This window comes from Candidatus Accumulibacter sp. ACC007 (genome assembly GCF_907163205.1).
Lineage (GTDB): Bacteria > Pseudomonadota > Gammaproteobacteria > Burkholderiales > Rhodocyclaceae > Accumulibacter > Accumulibacter regalis.
This window is the reverse complement of sequence record NZ_CAJQUD010000001.1, coordinates 1,654,703-1,674,370: the sequence shown is the minus strand read 5'-3', so window position 1 is coordinate 1,674,370 and position 19,668 is coordinate 1,654,703. Positions and strand designations below refer to the sequence as shown.

Sequence of the window (19,668 nt, the reverse complement as noted above, 5' to 3'; positions counted from 1 at the left end):
GGCCGTCCGCTCGTCCTGGCGGTCAATGAAAATTGCGACTCGCGGTTGGCAGGCGGCCAAGCAAGGAAGACAGGTCAACAAGCCGTTTGGCCACCAGATGGACGACCTGACCTTCGCGCTGTACCTGCCCGAGAACGCCGAGCAGGCGGGCGCCGAGCAGTTCGTGGCGCTGCTGCTCGACCAGCCGCGAGTGCACGACGATGTTGGCCAGCCCGGTTTCATCTTCCAGGGTGACAAAAACAATGCCGCTGGCGGTGCCTGGTCGTTGCCGGCAGGTGACGATTCCGGCGGCGCGAGCGAGCTGGCGGTCGGGCGCATTCTGCAGCTCGCTGGCGGAAACGAAGCGCTGCGCACTGAGTCGGTTGCGCAGCAGCGTCAGGGGGTGGCGACCGAGGGTGAAGCCGGTTGCGGCGTAGTCGGCAATCAGCTCCTCGGCCTCGGATGGCGTGGCGAGCTCGGCAGCCTCTTCCGGCGGCGGTATGCTGCCCAGCAGGTCGCGCTGCAGCTTGGCGCCGGCGGCTGACCAGGCGGCTTGCCGACGATGGCCGGCAAAGCTGGCCAGGGCGCCGGCGGAGGCGAGCAGTGCGAGATCCTTGTCGGTCAGCTGGGCGCGTGTGGCGAGCTCGGCAACGCTGCGCAGCGGTTGCTGCCGACGGGCTTCGAGCAGACGCGCGGCAGCGGCCTGCGGCAGGCCGGAAATACTGCCCAGACCGAGGCGGACGGCAGGCATGCTGGCCACCGTTCCCGCCTCACCGCCGGCGCTTTCGAGTCGCGCTTCCCAGGCGCTGTCATTGACTGCCACCGGCCGCACATCGACGCCATGCCGGCGCGCGTCCTGCAGCAATTGGGAAGGGGAGTAGAAGCCCATCGGCTGGCTGTTGAGCAGTGCGCAGAGAAAAGCCGCCGGATGATGGCGCTTGAGCCAGGCCGAGACGTACACCAGCAAGGCGAACGAGGCGGCGTGTGATTCGGGGAAACCGTATTCGCCGAAACCGCGAATCTGCGCAAAGACGCGCTGCGCGAAGGCTTCGTCATGGCCACGCTGGCGCATACCGGTGATCAGCTTCTCTTCGAAAGGGTCCAGCCCGCCCTTGCGTCGCCAGGCGGCCATCGCCCGACGAAGTTGATCGGCCTCGCCGGGAGTGAAGCCGCCGGCGACGACCGCCAGTTGCATCACCTGTTCCTGGAAAATCGGCACGCCGCAGGTGCGCCCGAGGACGGCGGCAATTTCCGGACGCATCGGCTCGATGGCTTCCTGGCAGTGCCGGCGACGCAGGTAGGGATGGACCATGTCGCCCTGGATCGGGCCCGGCCTGACCAACGCCACTTCGATGACCAGGTCGTAGAAACTGCGCGGTCTGAGGCGCGGCAGCATGGCCATCTGCGCACGCGATTCGATCTGAAAGACGCCGATCGTGTCGGCAGCGCAGAGCATGTCATAGACTGCCGGGTCTTCGGGCGGTACATCCGGCAAGTGAATGCCGACCAGATCCAGCGCCCGGTGGATCGCCGAGAGCATGCCGAGGGCCAGGATGTCGACTTTCAACAGTCCGAGTGTGTCGAGATCGTCCTTGTCCCACTGGATCACCGTACGCTCGGGCATGGTGGCATTCTCTATCGGCACCAGCTGTGCCAGTGGGCCGCGCGAGATGACGAAGCCACCGACGTGTTGCGAGAGATGGCGGGGAAAACCGCGCAGCGCTTCGGCCAGTGCCAGCCACTTGGCGACGCGCGGCGCCGCCGGGTCGAGGCCGACTGCGCGCAGGCGTTCGGGCAGTTGCTCGCGCTTGTCCCACCACGCCAACGAGGCGGTCAGTGCGTCGATCTGGGCGCTGCCGAAACCGAGGGCGCGGCCGGCGTCGCGCATAGCGCCGCGTGTCCGGTAAGTGATCACCGTTGCCGTCAGTGCGGCGCGTTCACGCCCGTAGCGCTGGTAGAGGTACTGAATCACCTCTTCGCGCCGCTGGTGTTCGAAATCGACGTCGATGTCCGGCGGCTCACCACGTTCCCGCGAAATGAAGCGCTCGAAAAGGAGCCGCGAACGTGCCGGGTCGACTTCGGTGATCCCCAGGCAGTAGCAGACCGCCGAGTTGGCGGCCGAGCCGCGTCCCTGGCAAAGAATGTTCCGGCTGCGGGCAAAATTGACCAGGTCGTAGACGGTCAGGAAATAGGCTTCGTAGGCGAGTTCGCCGATCAGCGCGAGTTCGTGTTCGACGCGCTCGCGCACCGCTGCTGCTTCCCCGCCCGGATAGCGTCGGCGCAGCCCTTTTTCGACTTCGGCGCGCAGGAAAGCCGGCGCCGTCTGGCCGGCCGGTACCACTTCGTCAGGGTATTCGTAGCGCAGTTCGGCCAGCGAGAACTGGCAGCGCGCGGCGATGGTCAGTGTTTCGGCGAGAAGCTCGGGCGGGTAAAGCCGTGCCAGTCGCAGACGGTTGCGCAGGTGGCGCTCGCCATTGGCAAAGAGTGCGTGACCGGCGGCAAAGAGAGTGCTCTTCAGGCGGATCGCGGTCAGCGTATCCTGCAGCGGGCGGCGCGCGCGCCGGTGCATGTGCACGTCGCCAGCAGCGACTGCCGGCAGGCCGCTGGCCGTGGCCAGTTCGAGCAGCATGGTCAGGCGTGTCCTGTCATCGGGCCCCGCATGCAGTTCGACGGCCAGCCAGGAGCGGGCCGGGAAGCGCGCCGCCAGCCAACGACCGTCGGCCACACTGGCGCCAGCGCCCGGGATCCACAGCGCCAGGCAGTCGGGCAGGGCGCCGCTGCTGCCGGCAAAATCGCCGGCGGTCTCGAGGTCGCCACGGTAGAGGCGGTATTGGCCCTTGGGTGAGCGTCGCCGCGCCAGGGTGATCAGCGTCGAGAGCCTGCCGTAACCGGCTCGGTTCTGTACCAGCAGGACCAGCCGGAGACCGGCGCCGGCTTCATCGGAAAAATGAAATTCGGCGCCGATGAGCAGCGGCAGGCCACACGCGCTGGCTGCCCCGTGCGCCCGCACGACACCGGCCAGCGATGCTTCATCGGTGATGGCCAGCGCGCTGTAGCCGAGCGCCTGCGCGTGTTCGACCAGTTCTTCCGGATGCGAGGCGCCGCGCAGGAAGGAAAAATTGGAGCAGCAGTGAAGTTCGGCGTAGGCAGGCAGGCAATCAGACATGGCGGGAGACGGCACAAAAACTGTATAGATACACAGTATATCGTCTGTCCGGCGTCTTTCCGCAGGCGCTTACTCGCTCTGCTGTCGGAGCGTGGGCCGTGCTCGCAAGGCGCGCATGCTTTTGTGGGCAAATTGACGAACGAGCAAGCCAGGCGGCAGGCGCAGCCATTGGTGGCGGAGCGAGCCCAGGCGCGCAGCGGTGCGTCGCGAAATGCCCGCTGGCTGATCCGGAATTCGCGGTAGGGTGCAGCGTGGGAAGACCCAGTCAAACAGTCGAATCACTGCTGCCGGCGGGGTCGCCAATGGCAGAGCCTCGGGAACCGGCGTTGCCAGCCAGGCGCGACAGTAACGCAGCGCGTACCACAGCGGGCGCTCGACCCGGTGCTGAACGGCGCGTGCCGCGAGCGCCTGCCAGTCGTCGTGCGAATGAACGTGGGCGCGAAGCAGTCCGTCGATATCGACCAGGTCGCGCAGATGTGCCTGTAAGTCGGAATCCTGGAACAGATGAACCGCCGCATGCAGGATCTGATCGAGCGGGTGCAGTACCAGGAAGCGCTCGCCGGGGAGCGCTTGCAAGTCGGCAAACAGCAGCGTCGTGTCCGGCTTCAGTCGACCGGTCACCGGGGTGATCGTGTGGTGCAGGTCGACTTCGAGCGGATGTCCGGGAAAACGCAGCGGCGGCAGTTCGTGGCTCCATTGGCGATAGTAGCGCTCGGTATAGGCGTCGATTTCTTCGAACTCCCAGCCCGCACTGCGCAGCGCCGCCTCGGCCCGGTCGAGGTCGCTGTGAGCAACCATCAGGTCGACGTCGCTGGGCAGGCGGCCACGTGCCAGGTCAAGCTTCTGCAGCATGTAGGCGGCCCCCTTGAGGACGACCACCGGCAGTTCCGGGGGCAGTGCCTTGGCCAGGGCCGTCAACTCCATGTGCAGCAGGTGCCCCCGATGCGCCGAATAGACCGTCGCCGAGCGCAGGTGGCCGAGGACGCACTCGGGCACCGCCGACAGAAGTTCGTCGTGCGACTGGATGCGCTGCGCGAGGACGCCAAGTAGCCTTGCCTGGCGAGCAAGACGAATCGTCTTGTCCCAATCCGGTAGGCCAATACTGTGCACCTGGTGCGGGTCGGCGAGCAACGCCAGCAGCGTATGCACGCAGGAGTCGGCGGGCCCCAGAGCGATCATGCGGCCACCGCATCGCTGGTCGATTCGGCGATCATCGTGCGTATCGCTTCGATGGCTTCGTCAAGCTTGCTGTACTCCAGCGCAAAGGCCGGACATGCCGCGACGACTTCAGCGACGGCAGCGAAGGAGATCTGGCCGAGGAGGGCGTAGTTGAAGCTGTTGAACGCCACGCGCGCGAACGCTTCTTCGCCAGGCAGACGTCGGATGTTCAGCGTGGCGCCGTCGCGAAAGCTTGGGAAGAGCAGCAGGCACGGTCGAGCGGGCCGCTGTCGCGCGTCCACGCTGGCCGCCAGCGGGGCCAGATGCGCAACGTCACCTTTGCGCGTTCCCTTGTAGAGCGGGCCAAGAATCGCGTTATCGGCGTAATCACGGATCACATCGACCGCCCGGTTCTTCAGCGCCACCGGCTTGAGCATCGGCCACAGCTTGCCGGTGCGTGGGCAGAGTACTCCAAACTCGTCGGACAGCATGCGAAACCCGCGCAGCATCATCGCCGCGGTCAGCGTGCTCTTGCCGGCACCTGGCGGCGCGGCCATGATCACCGCGCGATCGCCCAGGGCCAGGGCGCCGGCGTGGAGCAGTACGTGCTGGTTGAAGCGTTGCGCAAAGCACCAGTTCACGCCCCATTCAAAGTGCGGCAGTGCCTGCGCCTTGGGAAAGGGGTCAAAAGGCTGAATGCCGTCGATCAGGAAACGGGATTGCGGTCTGAGGAAGGAACGCAGTCCCTGGCCGCCGCAGACTTCGGTATGGAAATCCGCGAAGGGGGGGGCGTCGGCCACTGCAAACGCGCCATAGACCTGCTGGAAATCACGCACGAAGACGCCGAGGCGTGAGCGAACCCTGACGATTGCGGCGCCGTAGTCGAGCGCCAGAGAGGCCGTTGAAAAACGCTTTTCGAGCAGGGTAAGGGGCAGATCTCTGATGCGGGTGGGCTGGGGGTGCTGCGGTTCCTGCGGTTGCTGGCTGGTCATCCAGCAAGCATGCCCATCTCCTGAAGAGAACGCAACACCTGTTGCATTTCCGGGCTGCCCGGGTCTACATCGAGCTCTTCGCGAAGCAGCTCGAGCGCACGGCTTTCTGCTATTGCCTGACCATTGCCGGCTTCCGCAAATACTTCGAAAATGACCGCGGCCGCCGGGGTGAGAATATGGGTATGCCAACTCGCCGTGTCGAATACGACAGCACCGTCGCCCAGTTGGCGGTAGAGCAGGCGCGTCATCGACCTAGCTTGGCGATGCAGAAAATCGTCGGGTTGCTCAGCTAATCAGATTATCGCCGTTGGCGAGCGGTCCGCCCGGGTGGACCGAGTTCCAGCATGACGCGGTAGCCACCGGTTTGCCATCGACGAACTGCAGATAGTTTCCTGCCGGAGGGTTGTCGTTCGGACCGGCGGCCTGAAAACGTCGTACCCACTGGTCGTGGCTGGCCGCCGGGATCGGGTTGGCCGGAGTTGCAGTGCCCGGCGGGAAACCCCTGGCAACGCAGGCGTTCAGGCTGCTGTTTGCCACTTCTGCGCCGGCAGGAAGGACGAAAATTGCCGGTACCGCAGCCGCACTCTTGAGCAAGCGCCGCCGCCGTAGCTTGGTTCGTTCCGATTCGGTCATTGACATGTGCTTTCCTTGAGATCGATTTCTGCTCTGACGCTCGTATGTTAGCTTTCGTGCTCCGGAAGCATTGCGGACAAAATCACACAGTTGCCAGAGAAGCAGTCTTTCTCCGACCTCGGCATTCAAGCTTCCATCGCTTTAAGGCGCTTGAATAATGTTTAAGCAAATTCTGTACCAGGGCTTTGTAGGCGCCCAAATCACCTTTTAAAGCATTGAATTGGAAGAAAGGCTTGGTTTCATGGCATTGTTCAGAATGGTCATGTGTAAAAAAAACCGACAGTCGATCTCCGTCCCCCCATGTCGAGGCGGTCATCGCTTTTCTTGTTTCGGGTAGATTTGCGACACGTGTCTTATCTCCACGCGCCGAAGGCGAGCGCTGTTAGAGTTTCAAACGCTCCAGCAACTCGGTTTCCAGCTTGATGCGGCTGGCCGTCATGCCGAGGTCGCCGCCGCTGATCAGAAAGGTATCCTCAACCCGTTCGCCGAGAGTGGAAATCTTTGCTGTATGTAGATTAGCACCATGTGCGGCCAAAGTCATGGCGATCGTGTACAGCAGGCCGGGGCGGTCGGCAGCGCTCACCGATAGCACGTAATGCGCGCCTTTCTCGTCCGGTTCGATGGTCACCAGCGGGTGTATCGGGAAGTGCTTTACCTGTCGCGAGATACGCCCGTTGCCTGGGGCCTCGGGCGGAGCCGGGCGACTCAGCCGTTCCTGCAGTTCGTGCTCGATGTAGCTGATCATCGCGCGATCGCTGCCAAGTTCGCCAAGGTTGAGCAGCATGAAGCTGTCCAGCGCGTAGCCGTGACGGGTGGTGTGGATCTTGGCGTCAACAATGGTATAACCGGCGCGACCAAAAAAACCGACCAGACGCGCGAAAAGATCGGGTTGGTCCTGCGCGTAGATCATCACCTCCAGGCCTTCACCCTGCGGGTTGATGCGCGCTTTGACGACCGCTTGTTCGACCACCGGCCGATAGTGCAGGGCGCGCGTATGCCAGGCCACCTCTTCCGCGGAGTGGCGCAGGAAGTACACGGTGTCAAGCTGTTTCCACAGGCGTTCGTGTACCGCGTCGGGAAGTGCAAAATAGCGCAGCAGGCGCAACGCCTCTTGCTGGCGTTCCTCGATCAGGCCCTGCCTGACGGGCGCTTCACCGCCGGCCAGCAGCGCTCGGCAGGTGCCCCTGAACAGTTGTTCAAGGAGTTGGCCCTTCCAGCTGTTCCAGACCTTCGGGCTGGTGCCGCGAATGTCGGCGACCGTGAATAGGTAGAGCGCAGTGAGGTGGCGCGGGTCCTTTACCGTCGCCGCGAATGCGCCGATGATTTCGGGGTCACCGATGTCCTGCTTTTGGGCGACGGTGGACATCAGCAGATGCTGCTCTACCAGCCACACGATGAGTTCACTGTCGGCTGCAGCGAGGCCGTGGTCGGTGCAGAACCGGGCCGCATCAACGGCGCCGAGGCGCGAGTGGTCGCCCCCTCGTCCCTTGGCGATGTCGTGGAACAGGGCCGCGACGTAGAGCACCCACGGACGGCGGAAATCGCTCATCAACTCGCTGCACAGCGGATACTCGTGGGTGAACTCGTCGGCGAGAAAGCGTCGCAGGTTGCGCAGGACGCGCAGGATGTGCTGGTCTACGGTATAGACGTGGAACAGATCGTGCTGCATCTGGCCGACGATCTTGCCGAAATTCGGCAGGTAGCGGCCGAGAATGCCGAACTGGTTCATGCGCCGGAGTTCATGCAGCACGCCGCGTCGCTGTTGCATGATCTCCAGAAAGCGTGCGCGATTGGCGGGATCGCGGCGGAACTCGTCGTTGATCAGCGTGCGCGCGTGCCACAGCGCGCGCAGTGTGCGTGCTGTCATGCCCTGCAGTGCTGGATTCTTTTCCATCAGCAGGAAGGCTTCGAGGATGGCTGCCGGTTCGCGGTGGAAGATCTGGTCATCGGCGACGTCGAGAAAGTCGTGCGTATTCTGGAAGCGTTCGTTGATTGGCTGTGGTGGTTGATCCGGCAGCGGCGATATGGCGGCACCGATATTCAGTAGCAGGATGGTGTTGATCTGGGTGACTTCTTTCGCCGTCCGGTAGTACTTCTGCATCAGCAGTTCGCTGGCCCGCCGGGTTGCGGTTGCCCGGTAGCCAAGCTGCTCCGCGAGGGCGGTCTGGTAGTCGAAGAGAAGTCGATCTTCTCGGCGGCCGACATGAACGTGCAGACGGGTCCGCAACTGCTGCAGGAACTTGATGCTCCGTTGCAGCTGTGCTTCTTCTTCGTGGGTCAGGAAACCGTATCTCGCCAGTTCGGCCCACGTGGAACCGTAACCCGCCGCACTGGCAATCCACAGTATCGTCTGCAGGTCACGCAGCCCGCCCGGACCTTCCTTGCAGTTGGGTTCCAGGCTGTAGGGGGTATCGTCATAGCGCAGATGGCGCTCGTCCTGTTCGCTACGTTTGGCTTCGAAAAAAGTGAGTGGATCAAGGATCTTTTCGAGTCCGGTCGAGAACTGTTCGAAGAGCTGGTTGCTGCCAATCAGCAGGCGCGCTTCGAGGAGCGCCGTCTGAATCGTGAGGTCGCTTGCCGCGGCCTGTGCGCACTCGTCGACGGTGCGCACGCTGGGAGCGATTTCCAGGCCGATGTCGTAGCAAAGGGTGACCGCCTGTTCCAGTTGCGTGGTCAAATTGCCGTCGGGCGGTGCGGGGAGAAGCAGCAGCAGGTCGACGTCCGACGCTGGATAGAGCTCGCCACGCCCGTAGCCACCGACGGCGAGCAGAGCCAGGGACGCCGGCAGGTGCAGCGATTGCCACAGGTCGCAGAGCACTTCGTCGATCAGAGCGCAACGCTCGTGCAACAGGCGCGGCGCGTCGCTGCTGGCGAGATAGCGCTCGCGAATCGCCGCTTGGCCCAGTTGCAGGCGTGAGCGGTAGTGCGCGACCAGCGCCAGCGGGTCGACGATATCGGTGTTCACTGCCTGTGCCCGGGGATTCCGTCGGGTGGCGGGCGCGTAGCCGCGGATACGGTGAGTACTTCGTAACCCGTTTCGGTCACCAGGATGGTGTGCTCCCATTGTGCCGACAGGCTGTGATCCTTGGTCACAATGGTCCAGCCATCGGCCATGGTCCTGATCGGCGCCTTGCCGGCATTGATCATCGGTTCGATGGTGAAAACCATTCCCGCCTGCAACTGGAGGCCCGTGTGCGGGCGACCATAATGAACAACCTGCGGTTCTTCGTGAAATTTGGTGCCAATGCCGTGACCACAAAACTCGCGGACTACCGAGTAGCCCGATTTTTCGGCCTGCTGCTGAATGGCATGGCCGATATCGCCGAGGTGCGCACCGGCGCGTACCTGCGCGATGCCGAGCCACAGGCATTCAAAGGTGATCTCGCACAGTCGCCGCGCCTGAACCGAGGTTTCCCCGATCTGAAACATGCGGCTGCTGTCACCGTGATAGCCGTCCTTGATTACCGTGACATCAAGATTGACGATGTCGCCGTTCTTCAGTTGGCGATCGCCGGGAACGCCGTGACAAACCTGGTGGTTTACCGAGGTGCAGATCGACTTCGGGTAAGGCTGGTAGCCCGGCGGAGCGTAGTTGAGTGGCGCCGGAATGCTGCCCTGAACATCGACCATGTAGTCGTGGCAGAGGCGATCAAGCTCGCCGGTCGTGATTCCCGCTTTGAGGTACGGCGTGATGAAGTCGAGCACTTCGGCCGTGAGCCGGCCCGCGACGCGCATTTTTTCTATTTCCGGGGGAGTTTTGAGTGTGACGCTCATGCGTTCTTGTCGCCGCCAAGTGTAGGAGGAGCAAGGATAAAGGAAGCCACCCGCTTAGGCAATTTGCCGAGCGCTGACAGTGCGGCGTGAACTTTTCTTCGGCGCGGCAGATCCGCGACCGGCGAACGACCTACGACGTCAATTGAACTACAGGCGCCATTGATGGTAGTATCGCCCGGTTTTGCTGGCCGCGGTCAGCAAAGCAGGAAGGCGTGCCGCTGTGCTACGCCGGGTGTGCCGACCGCGGCACGCTTCATTTCGCACATTCGCCTGTTCAAGGGTGCCTGCCAACACAACACGGCAGGCTGTAGCTGGGCGAATGGTGGTCCAACCCTGATAGTGAGAGTAAAAAAATATGTCTACAACGATGCGTCAGATGCTCGAGGCCGGCGTTCACTTCGGCCACCAGACACGATTCTGGAACCCCAAGATGGCGCCCTACATATTTGGCGCCCGCAACAAGATTCATATCGTCAACCTGGAAAGGACGCTTGCCAAGTACAACGAAGCCATGACCTTCGTTCGCAAGCTGTCCGCGAACAAGGGCAACATTCTGTTTGTCGGGACCAAGCGCCAGGCGCGCGAAATCATGGCCGAGGAAGCCTCTCGTTGCACTTCGCCGTACGTCGACCAGCGATGGTTGGGTGGAATGCTGACCAACTTCAAGACGATCAAGCAGTCGATCAAGCGCCTCAAAGAGATGGAAGGTATGGTCGAAGATGGTTCTCTGGAGCGCCTGGGCAAGAAAGAGGCGCTGATGACCACGCGCGAACTGGACAAGATGCTCAAGTCCATCGGTGGTATCAAGGATATGGCGACCTTGCCCGATGCGCTGTTCGTGATTGATGTCGGCTACCACAAGATCGCCATAACCGAGGCCAGCAAGCTGGGTATTCCGGTGGTGGCGGTTGTCGATACCAACCATTCGCCGGACGGCGTCGACTACGTCATCCCGGGTAATGATGATTCTTCGCGCGCCATCCGTCTGTACGCGCGCGGTGTCGCCGATGCCGTTCTCGAGGGGCGCAGCCAGTTTGTCGAGGAGGTCATCGAAGCGGTTTCTGGCGATGAGTTCATTGAAGAGGCCAGCGACGACTGATCGTCGCTTGCTGCGGCCGAGCGGCGTGCTGTCGCCCCCGGCCTGTGTGTCCTGAACTGTTCAGTGAGGCGCGGCCGGCACTTCCGGCCGTGTCCACAAGTGGAGATTGCAATGGCGGAAATTACCGCAAGTATGGTGAAAGAGTTGCGCGAGAGAACCGACGCGCCGATGATGGAGTGCAAACGGGCGCTGACCGAGGCTGCTGGTGACCTTGGCAAGGCTGAAGAAATTCTGCGCGTCAAGCTTGGTTCGAAAGCGAGCAAGGCCGCAAGCCGAATTACCGCCGAGGGTGTGGTGGCAGTTCATCTGTCGGACGACGGCAAGGTTGGTGTTCTGATCGAAGTCAATTCTGAGACCGATTTCGTCGCCAAGAACGACGAGTTTCTGAAACTGGCCAGCGATAGTGCGGCGCTGGTCGCCAGCCACGATCCGGCCGACGTGGCGGCCTTGTCGGCCTTGCCGCTGGGTGATGGGACCGTCGAGTCGACGCGTACCGCCTTGGTCGGAAAAATTGGCGAGAACATGTCGATTCGGCGCTTCGTGCGCATGCAGGCCAAGGGCAGGCTCGCTACGTACATTCATGGTGGCGCCAAGATCGGCGTCCTGCTCGATTTTCAGGGTGGTGACGAGCAACTGGGCAAGGATCTGGCAATGCAGATCGCCGCCGGCAAGCCGAAGGCGCTGGATTCGACGGGGGTCGCCGCTGATCTGATCGAGAGCGAGCGGCGCATCGCTGTCGAGAAAGCAAAAGAAGCCGGCAAGCCGGAAGCGATGCTGGAGAAAATCGCCGAGGGCACGGTGCAGAAATTCCTCAATGAGGTGACCCTGCTTGGCCAGGTCTTTGTCAAGGCCGAAGACGGCAAGCAGACGATCGCCCAGTTGCTCAAGGCCAAAGGGGCATCGGTTGAGGGTTTCACGCTGTTCGTCGTTGGCGAAGGCATTGCCAAGAGGAGCAACGACTTCGCGGCCGAGGTGGCTGCCCAGGCCGCTGCGGCCCAGAAGTAAGCGAAGACCCGTAGCCACACCGACCATGGAGCCAGACGCCAATGTCCAATAAATCGCCAAGATACAAGCGCATCCTGCTCAAACTCTCCGGTGAGGCCCTCATGGGCTCTGATGCTTACGGCATTAACCGGCAGACGATTTCCGGAATCGTTGCTGAAATCAAGGTGATCGTCGACATGGGTGTGCAGGTCGGCGTGGTGATCGGCGGTGGCAACATCTTTCGCGGTGTTGCCCCCGCCGCGTCCGGCATGGACCGGGCTCAGGCGGACTACATGGGGATGCTGGCGACGGTGATGAACGGCTTGGCCCTGCACGATGCCATGCGCTCGGCCGGAATGGCCTCGCGCGTTCAGTCGGCACTGAACATTGAGCAGGTCGTCGAGCCGTACATCCGTGCCAAGGCCATTCGCTACCTGGAACAGGGTCGGACGGTGATCTTTTCCGGTGGCACGGGAAACCCCTTCTTCACGACCGATACGGCCGCCGCCTTGCGTGGCGCAGAAATCGGTGCTGAAATCGTGCTCAAGGCGACCAAGGTCGACGGCATCTACTCGGCAGACCCGAAGAAGGATCCTCTGGCCATTCGCTACGACCGGATCAGCTTCGACGAGGCGATCGCCCAGAACCTGGCGGTGATGGATGCCACTGCTTTCGCGCTCTGTCGAGACCAGAAATTGCCGATCAACGTCTTCTCGATTTTCAAGACGGGCGCTTTGCAGCGGGTTACGATGGGGGAGCATGAAGGCACCCTGGTGTATTGCTGACGGAGACCAAGATGTCCATAGCAGATGTAAAGAAGGCTACAGAGAAGAAGATGCAGAAGTCCCTGGAGGCGCTCCGGGTGGACCTCGCCAAGGTGCGCACCGGGCGTGCTCATATAGGGCTGCTCGACCACGTGCAGGTCGAATACTATGGTTCGATGGTGCCGATCAACACTGTCGCCAACGTGACCTTGATCGATGCCCGTGCGCTAGGTGTTCAGGCCTGGGAAAAAGGCATGGCGGCAAAGGTCGAGAAGGCCATTCGTGACTGTGATTTGGGGCTCAATCCATCGTCGCAAGGGGATCTGATCCGGGTGCCGATGCCGGCGCTGACCGAGGATCGGCGGCGCGATTTGATCAAGGTGGTGAAGGCCGAGGCCGAAGGTGCCAAGGTGGCGATTCGGAATTTGCGGCGGGACGCCATTGCAACACTGAAAGAAATGCTCAAGAACAAGGAGTGCTCCGAAGATGAAGAGCACCGCGCTCAGGACGACATTCAGAAACTCACCGACCGCCATGTCGCGGAAATCGATCAGCAACTCAGCCACAAGGAAACCGAGTTGATGGCTATCTAGGGCTAGCGGACCAGTTATAGCAATGGCATTTTTCGCCAGTTCCACTCGCGGTGTTCCGGCAACGTCGGCGGTGCCGCGGCATGTGGCGATCATCATGGATGGCAATGGGCGCTGGGCCAGGAAGCGTCTGTTGCCGCGCTTTGCGGGCCATCATCGTGGCGTCGAAACCGTGCGTGCGACGGTCAAGACCTGTCTTGAGCGGGGCGTCGAGTTTCTGACCCTATTTGCGTTCAGCTCGGAGAACTGGCGTCGTCCGCAAGAAGAAGTTTCCCTTTTGATGCAGCTCTTCGTAAGGGCGCTGAAGGATGAAGTCAGCAAGCTGCATCGCAACGGCGTTCGCCTGCGGGTGGTCGGCGATCTGTCACGCTTTGATGTGGACCTGCAGGCGCTTATCCGTAGCTCTGAAGAGCGAACGGCAGGCAACACTCGGCTGATCCTGACCGTGGCTGCGAACTACGGCGGGCGCTGGGACATTCTTCAGGCCGTCAACCGCATGGTGCTTAGTGAGCCGGAAAAGAACGGCGAGTGGGCCGAGAGCGATCTCGCGCCACACCTGGCGATGAGCTACGCGCCGGAGCCCGATCTGTTCATCCGCACGGGTGGCGAACAGCGGATCAGCAATTTCCTGCTCTGGCAGCTGGCGTATTCCGAGTTCTACTTCACCGAAATGCTCTGGCCGGAGTTTGATGCCGCCGCTTTCGATGCCGCGCTGGCCTCCTTTCAGCAGCGCGAACGCCGCTTCGGACGAACCAGCGAGCAACTGGTTGACGGTTCTCCGGCGACCAACGCAGCTGCGACGAGCCGGCGCATAGATGCTTAGGACGCGGGTAATCACCGCGGTCTTCCTGTTCGCCGCTTTCTTTTCCGCCCTTTTCTACCTGCCGCCCGCGGGTTGGCTGGTCTTCGTCACGGCGATAGCCGCCGTCGCCGCCTGGGAGTGGGGAGCGTTGATGCGCCTTGCTGCTGTGGCACGGATCGCGCTTGGGGTTCTGGTCGTCGCGCTGTGTGCCTTGCTGAGTGCCATCGAACCGGCTGCTGTCGGGCTTGGCGCGGGTTTTTCGCAGCCGGCAGCGTGGCGTCTGGGTGCCTTCCTCTATTTGCCCGCGGCCGCTTTCTGGCTCCTCGCGGTACCGACCTGGCTCGGCCGCCGTTGGCCTTTGTCGAACGCGCTGCTTGGCCTGCTGACCGGTATGGTTTTGATTCTGCCGACGTGGCTGGCCCTGGTGCAGCTAAGGCAAGCGGGGGCGCTGGCCTTGCTGGCGATCATGGTCGTCGTCTGGCTGGCGGACATTGGTGCCTATTTTGCCGGCCGCCGTTTCGGGAAACACAAGCTGGCGCCCAGTATCAGCCCGGGAAAGACCTGGGAGGGGGCAGTCGGCGGCGGCCTCGCAGTCCTCGCTTATGGCTTTCTGTTGTCGTCGAAACTGCCTGTGGCGCTGGCCCAGAAGCCATTTCTACTGCTCGTGGTACTGGTCGCTCTGACCTCGATCAGCGTCGTTGGCGATCTTTTTGAGTCGTTGCTCAAACGCCAGGCAGGCCTGAAAGATAGCAGTAACGTCTTGCCCGGGCATGGGGGGGTTCTTGATCGTATCGATAGTCTCACTTCGACGCTGCCACTGGTTGCCTTGGTCTGGCTGGTGACGTTTCCATGAGTGCGGGCAGCGCCGTGCAACACTTGACGATCCTCGGATCGACCGGGTCGATCGGGGTCAATACCCTGGACGTCGTACGTCGCCATCCGCAGCGCTATCAAATGGTGGCCCTGTGTGCGCATCGGCAGATCGATCGCCTGTTCGAGCAGTGCGTCGAGTTTCAGCCACGCCATGCCGTTGTCGGCGAGGCCGCCCTGGCTGCCGAACTGGCGGCGCGCTTGCTCGCCGTCGACTCCAGGACCGAGGTTGGCTATGGCCCTGATGCGCTGTTGCGCATGGCCGCGCTGCCCGAGGTTGACACCGTCATGGCGGCCATCGTCGGTGCGGCCGGTTTGCCGCCGACCTTGGCAGCGGCCGTCGCCGGCAAGAAGATCCTGCTCGCCAACAAGGAAGCATTGGTCATGGCCGGCGCGGTGTTCATGCGCGCCATTCGTCAGAGTGCTTCCATCCTGTTGCCGATCGATAGCGAGCACAATGCGATCTTTCAGTCGTTGCCGAGTGGTTATTCGGGTGATCCTGACGACGGCGGGGTGCTTGGTCTGTATCTCACGGCCTCGGGCGGTCCGTTTCGTCTGACGGCGGTTGCTGACCTCGCTTCGGTCAGTCCGGAGCAGGCCTGTGCGCATCCGAACTGGGTGATGGGACGGAAGATTTCGGTGGACTCGGCGACGATGATGAACAAGGGTCTCGAGGTGATCGAGGCGCACTGGCTGTTCAACGTCCCGGCCGAGCGCATCGAAGTGGTGATCCACCCGGAAAGCATCGTCCATTCGCTGGTTCAGTATGCTGACGGCTCGGTGATTGCCGAACTGGGCAATCCGGACATGCGTACGCCGATCGCCCATGCGCTGGCCTACCCGCAGCGTATTTCCGCCGGTGTCGAGCCGCTGGACCTGTTCAAGGTGGCGTCGCTGCATTTCGAGCGACCCGACTTGCAGCGTTTTCCCTGCCTTGCCCTTGCCTATCGTGCGCTTAAGGAGGGCGGTTGCGCGCCAACGACGCTGAATGCGGCCAACGAAGTGGCGGTCGAGGCTTTCCTCGACGGGCGGATCGGCTTCACGGCGATTCCCCGGGTGATTGCCGGCGCCATGGACGAGTTGCCGGCAAGCTGCGTGCCAGGCTCGCTGGCCGAAGTCCTGGCCGCCGATCGAATGGCGCGCATCGCCGCCGAGCAATTGGTCGTCGTGCTAGGCCGACAATGAGTGACTTTCTGTACTACCTGGCGGCGTTCGCCCTGGTCCTCGGAATTCTCGTCGTGGTGCATGAGTTCGGCCACTATCTCGTCGCCCGTTGGGTCGGCGTCAAGGTGCTGCGTTTCTCGGTCGGTTTCGGCCGGCCGCTGTGGTCGAAGCGCTTGGGGGCGGACGGCACCGAGTGGGCGATTGCCGCCTTTCCCCTCGGCGGTTATGTCAAGATGGTCGACGAGCGCGAAGGCGAGGTTGCTGTCGAAGACTTGCCGCGCAGCTTCAACCGGCAGCCGGTACTGTCGCGAATTCTCATCGTTGCAGCGGGACCCGCAGCCAACTTTCTGCTGGCTATCGTGCTGTATTGGGGACTCTTCTGGCACGGCACCGAGGAGTTCAAGCCACTGCTGGGTGCACCGGTGGTGGCCAGTGCGGCCGCTGCAGCCGGACTGGAAGACGGCGAGTTGGTGCTCAAGGTCGCAGGGGAAAAGGTTCAGACCTGGCAGGACATGCGTTGGTTGTTGCTGCAGCGGGCGGTCGATCAGGACCTGATCGACCTTGAAGTGATCAATGCACGCAACGAGATCAGCATCCGTCGTCTCGATGTGTCGCCCGTCCGGCAATTGGGCTGGGACGGTGACGCCCTGGCACGCCTCGGTTTGGGCCTCTACCGTCCGCATCTGCCAGCGGTTTTCGGAACGGTCAGTGGCAACAGCGCTGCAGCCGACGCCGGTTTGCGTTCCGGAGACGTGGTGCTCGGTGTCGATGGGCAGGCCATCGACAGCTGGGCAGACTTCGTGCGCATCGTGCGCCGCTCGCCGGGGAAGCCGCTTGCGCTCAATCTTCTGCGTGACGGCCAGCGAATGGCGATCACCGTGACTCCGGCCGCGGTCGACGAACAGGGGCAGGAGATTGGCCGCATTGGCGTCGCCGTCAGCGATGGCGATCGGTCGCACGCCGCGTTGATGGTCACCATCAGCTACGGCCCTCTCGTGGCATTGACCAAGGCGGTCGTGGAGACTTGGGAGAAGTCGACCTTCACCCTGTTGATGATCGGCAAGATGATCACTGGCGAAGTGTCGTGGCGAAATATCAGCGGGCCGGTGACCATTGCTGACTACGCCGGCCGATCGGCGAGGCTGGGGCTGGACTACTACATCAAGTTCCTGGCGCTGGTCAGCATCAGCCTCGGCGTCCTGAATCTATTGCCAATCCCAATTCTGGATGGGGGCCATTTGTTGTATTATCTCGTCGAAATCATCAAGCGTGGGCCCGTTTCCGAGCGCAGCATGGAAATCGGTCAGAAGATCGGCATGGCGCTCCTGTTCATGTTGATGGCTTTCGCTTTCTACAACGATATCAATCGACTGTTTTCCGGCTGAACTCATGAACAAATCCCTGCTTGCAGGTCTGGTTGCCACCTTTTTTGCGACTGGCGCCACGGCCATGCAACCGTTTACGGTCAAGGACGTTCGTGTCGAAGGCATTCAACGCGTCGAAGCCGGCACCGTCTTCAGCTACCTGCCGGTCAAGGTCGGCGAAACAATGAATGACGAGAAGGCGGCGCAGGTCATCAAGACCTTGTTTGCGACCGGATTTTTCAACGACGTCCGCATAGAAATCGATGGTGACGTGCTCATCGTCGTCGTTCAGGAGCGACCGGCAATTGCGCAGATCGACTTCGTCGGCCTGAAGGAGTTCGACAAGGAGCAGTTGCTCAAGGGCCTGAAGGAAGTGGGTATCGCCATATCACGCACCTTCGATCGAGCGACACTCGAGAAAGCCGAGCAGGAACTGAAACGCCAGTATCTGTCGCGTGGCAGGTATGCGGTGACCATAACCACCACCATCACGCCGCTGGACCGCAATCGCGTGGCGATCAACTTCAACGTCGACGAAGGTGACGCCGCCAAGATCAGACAGATCAACATTGTCGGCGCGCATGCCCTCAAGGAAAAGGATCTTCTTGGCGTGCTGGAACTGAAAACGCCAAGCTGGATCAGTTGGTACACCAAGAGCGACCAGTACTCTAAGCAGAAGCTTGCTGCCGATCTCGAAACGCTGCGTTCCTATTACCTCGACCGTGGCTTTCTCGAGTTCAACGTCGAGTCTACCCAGGTTTCGATCAGTCCCGACAAGCAGGACATCTACATCACGATCAGCATCAACGAGGGGGATCGTTATCTTGTCTCATCGGTGAAGCTGGCCGGTGACCTGACCCTGCCGGAAGACGAGTTCCGGGCGTCGGTCAAGATCAAGCCGGGCGACGTTTTTTCCCGCGAGAAGCTCAACGAGAGTACCAAATCGATAAGCGACAAACTCGGAGCGCAAGGCTACGCGTTTGCGAACGTCAACGCGGCGCCGGATGTCGACAAGGAAAAGCATCTGGTTGCCTTCACGATTTTCGTCGATCCCGGCAAGCGTGCCTACGTCCGGCGGATCAACATCACGGGAAACACCAAGACGCGCGATGAGGTCATTCGTCAGGAAGTTCGCCAGATGGAGGGCGCCTGGTACGACGCAAGTCGGGTTGTTGCATCCCGTGAAAGGGTCGATCGGACCGGCTACTTCGGCGAGGTTAACGTTGAGACGCCGCCCGTACCTGGCACCATTGATCAGGTTGACGTCAATATAAATGTGGCCGAGAAGTCGACCGGCAATATCTCCCTCGGTGCCGGCTACTCGAGTGCGGAGAAAGTGATTCTCTCGGGCTCGATCTCGCAATCAAATATTTTTGGTAGCGGCAAGTTCCTTGCCCTGCAACTGAACACCGGCAAGTTGAACCGGACTCTCGGAATCAACTACACCAATCCCTACTTCACCGTCGACGGTATCAGTCAGGGTTTCGATCTCTACTACCGCACGCTCAACCCGACCTCTCTCGGCTACGCATTTCAGTCAACGTCATACGGAGGCGGTATCCGCTTTGGCTATCCGATCAATGAAAAGGAGACGATCAATCTAGGGCTGGCGATTGATGAGACGACGATCGACATTACGCCGGTTACCGCTGCAACGCCGATCCAGTATGTCCAGTTCCAGGCCGAGCACGGCGACTCCAATGTGACTTTGCCGGCGACGGTGGCCTGGGTCAGCGACACTCGGGACAGCGCCATCTATCCGACCAAAGGGGGAACCCAACGAGCCGGAATAGAGGTGGCAATTCCCGGGGCAGACCTGACTTTTTACCGAGCGACCTATCAGCATCAGCGCTACTTTGAGATCGTCAAGGATATAGTGCTGATGGTCAATTTCGACTTCGGCTACGGGGGCGGTCTCTCGGGCCAGACCCTGCCGTTCTACAAGAACTACTTTGCCGGTGGCGTCAGTTCGGTACGTGGCTACGACACAGCCAGCCTCGGCCCGGTCGATCCGCAATATCCGGATACGCGCCTCGGCGGTACGCGCAAGGCGGTGTTCAATACGGAGATCCTGATGCCGTTTCCGGGCATCGACAAGTCATTTCGCTTCGGTCCGTTTTTTGACGCCGGCAACGTTTTTACCGACAACTATACCTATGCCGAAGAAGGATTACGGAGTTCGGTCGGGCTGGCTGCAGCCTGGATTTCGCCCCTCGGGCCGCTGAAATTCAGCTATGGTCAGCCGATCAACGAGCAAAGTAGTGATAAACTCCAAAAGTTCCAGTTCCAGTTTGGAACGACTTTTTAACTCAGGAGAATAAGCTTGAAG

16 protein-coding genes are annotated in these 19,668 nt (G+C 61.5%); 9 read left to right on the top strand and 7 right to left on the bottom strand.

From position 1 onward, the window contains the following. Positions 1-22 precede the first annotated feature (22 nt). From QZ634_RS07200 to map, 7 genes are all read right to left on the bottom strand, one after another. The gene (locus tag QZ634_RS07200) at positions 23-3,145 is read right to left on the bottom strand and encodes an error-prone DNA polymerase (protein WP_291986804.1); all 3,123 of its coding nucleotides are present in this window, start codon (positions 3,143-3,145) and stop codon (positions 23-25) included. A 69-nt stretch (positions 3,146-3,214) separates the two neighbouring features. After that, the gene (locus QZ634_RS07195; RefSeq protein WP_291986802.1) at positions 3,215-4,324 is read right to left on the bottom strand and encodes a nucleotidyltransferase family protein; all 1,110 of its coding nucleotides are present in this window, start codon (positions 4,322-4,324) and stop codon (positions 3,215-3,217) included. Continuing rightward, entirely contained in the window at positions 4,321-5,295 is a 975-nt protein-coding gene (locus tag QZ634_RS07190; RefSeq protein ID WP_291986800.1) for an HprK-related kinase A, read from the bottom strand. Before QZ634_RS07190 ends, QZ634_RS07195 begins: the two co-directional genes overlap by 4 nt. Beyond that, entirely contained in the window at positions 5,292-5,543 is a 252-nt protein-coding gene (locus QZ634_RS07185; protein WP_291986798.1) for an HPr-rel-A system PqqD family peptide chaperone, read from the bottom strand. The genes QZ634_RS07190 and QZ634_RS07185 overlap by 4 nt, the downstream gene beginning before the upstream one ends. A gap of 37 nt (positions 5,544-5,580) precedes the next feature. Further along, a complete protein-coding gene (locus QZ634_RS07180) occupies positions 5,581-5,934 on the bottom strand; it encodes a hypothetical protein (protein WP_291986796.1) in 354 nt (117 codons plus the stop codon). Positions 5,935-6,310: 376 nt separating this feature from the next. Beyond that, positions 6,311-8,893: a [protein-PII] uridylyltransferase gene (locus QZ634_RS07175; RefSeq protein WP_291986794.1), complete on the bottom strand. Its 2,583-nt coding sequence runs from the start codon at positions 8,891-8,893 to the stop codon at positions 6,311-6,313. After that, positions 8,890-9,702: a type I methionyl aminopeptidase gene (gene map, locus QZ634_RS07170; RefSeq protein WP_291986792.1), complete on the bottom strand. Its 813-nt coding sequence runs from the start codon at positions 9,700-9,702 to the stop codon at positions 8,890-8,892. Before map ends, QZ634_RS07175 begins: the two co-directional genes overlap by 4 nt. A 355-nt stretch (positions 9,703-10,057) precedes the next feature. Here map and rpsB point away from each other — a divergent pair, with 355 nt between their 5' ends. From rpsB to bamA, 9 genes are all read left to right on the top strand, one after another. Beyond that, positions 10,058-10,801, top strand: coding sequence for a 30S ribosomal protein S2 (gene rpsB, locus QZ634_RS07165; protein WP_291986790.1), 744 nt, complete (start codon positions 10,058-10,060; stop codon positions 10,799-10,801). A gap of 111 nt (positions 10,802-10,912) precedes the next feature. After that, on the top strand, positions 10,913-11,806 hold the full coding sequence (gene tsf / locus QZ634_RS07160; protein WP_291986788.1) for a translation elongation factor Ts: 894 nt from the start codon (positions 10,913-10,915) through the stop codon (positions 11,804-11,806). Between the two features lie 41 nt (positions 11,807-11,847). Next, positions 11,848-12,570, top strand: a complete 723-nt coding sequence (pyrH, locus tag QZ634_RS07155) for a UMP kinase (RefSeq protein ID WP_291986786.1) — start codon at positions 11,848-11,850, stop codon at positions 12,568-12,570. Positions 12,571-12,581: 11 nt separating this feature from the next. Next, positions 12,582-13,142 carry a ribosome recycling factor gene (frr, locus tag QZ634_RS07150; protein WP_291986784.1) on the top strand — a complete coding sequence of 187 codons (561 nt, stop codon included), beginning with the start codon at positions 12,582-12,584 and terminating at the stop codon, positions 13,140-13,142. 22 nt (positions 13,143-13,164) lie between these two features. Beyond that, positions 13,165-13,962, top strand: coding sequence for a polyprenyl diphosphate synthase (gene uppS / locus QZ634_RS07145; RefSeq protein ID WP_291986782.1), 798 nt, complete (start codon positions 13,165-13,167; stop codon positions 13,960-13,962). Next, positions 13,955-14,794 (top strand): phosphatidate cytidylyltransferase, encoded by an 840-nt coding sequence (locus tag QZ634_RS07140; protein WP_291986779.1) that lies wholly within the window; start codon positions 13,955-13,957, stop codon positions 14,792-14,794. The genes uppS and QZ634_RS07140 overlap by 8 nt, the downstream gene beginning before the upstream one ends. After that, on the top strand, positions 14,791-15,996 hold the full coding sequence (gene ispC / locus QZ634_RS07135) for a 1-deoxy-D-xylulose-5-phosphate reductoisomerase (protein WP_291986777.1): 1,206 nt from the start codon (positions 14,791-14,793) through the stop codon (positions 15,994-15,996). Before QZ634_RS07140 ends, ispC begins: the two co-directional genes overlap by 4 nt. Continuing rightward, positions 15,993-17,360 (top strand): RIP metalloprotease RseP, encoded by a 1,368-nt coding sequence (gene rseP / locus QZ634_RS07130; RefSeq protein WP_291986775.1) that lies wholly within the window; start codon positions 15,993-15,995, stop codon positions 17,358-17,360. The genes ispC and rseP overlap by 4 nt, the downstream gene beginning before the upstream one ends. A 4-nt stretch (positions 17,361-17,364) precedes the next feature. Beyond that, positions 17,365-19,647 (top strand): outer membrane protein assembly factor BamA, encoded by a 2,283-nt coding sequence (gene bamA, locus QZ634_RS07125; protein WP_291986772.1) that lies wholly within the window; start codon positions 17,365-17,367, stop codon positions 19,645-19,647. Positions 19,648-19,668: the final 21 nt, after the last annotated feature.

Coding starts and splice junctions, on each gene's coding strand:
- QZ634_RS07200 (WP_291986804.1), bottom strand. CDS start 3,145: ATGTCTGATTGCCTGCCTGCCTACGCCGAACTTCACTGCTGCTCCAAT.
- QZ634_RS07195 (WP_291986802.1), bottom strand. CDS start 4,324: ATGATCGCTCTGGGGCCCGCCGACTCCTGCGTGCATACGCTGCTGGCG.
- QZ634_RS07190 (WP_291986800.1), bottom strand. CDS start 5,295: ATGACCAGCCAGCAACCGCAGGAACCGCAGCACCCCCAGCCCACCCGC.
- QZ634_RS07185 (WP_291986798.1), bottom strand. CDS start 5,543: ATGACGCGCCTGCTCTACCGCCAACTGGGCGACGGTGCTGTCGTATTC.
- QZ634_RS07180 (WP_291986796.1), bottom strand. CDS start 5,934: ATGTCAATGACCGAATCGGAACGAACCAAGCTACGGCGGCGGCGCTTG.
- map (WP_291986792.1), bottom strand. CDS start 9,702: ATGAGCGTCACACTCAAAACTCCCCCGGAAATAGAAAAAATGCGCGTC.
- rpsB (WP_291986790.1), top strand. CDS start 10,058: ATGTCTACAACGATGCGTCAGATGCTCGAGGCCGGCGTTCACTTCGGC.
- tsf (WP_291986788.1), top strand. CDS start 10,913: ATGGCGGAAATTACCGCAAGTATGGTGAAAGAGTTGCGCGAGAGAACC.
- pyrH (WP_291986786.1), top strand. CDS start 11,848: ATGTCCAATAAATCGCCAAGATACAAGCGCATCCTGCTCAAACTCTCC.
- frr (WP_291986784.1), top strand. CDS start 12,582: ATGTCCATAGCAGATGTAAAGAAGGCTACAGAGAAGAAGATGCAGAAG.
- uppS (WP_291986782.1), top strand. CDS start 13,165: ATGGCATTTTTCGCCAGTTCCACTCGCGGTGTTCCGGCAACGTCGGCG.
- QZ634_RS07140 (WP_291986779.1), top strand. CDS start 13,955: ATGCTTAGGACGCGGGTAATCACCGCGGTCTTCCTGTTCGCCGCTTTC.
- ispC (WP_291986777.1), top strand. CDS start 14,791: ATGAGTGCGGGCAGCGCCGTGCAACACTTGACGATCCTCGGATCGACC.
- rseP (WP_291986775.1), top strand. CDS start 15,993: ATGAGTGACTTTCTGTACTACCTGGCGGCGTTCGCCCTGGTCCTCGGA.
- bamA (WP_291986772.1), top strand. CDS start 17,365: ATGAACAAATCCCTGCTTGCAGGTCTGGTTGCCACCTTTTTTGCGACT.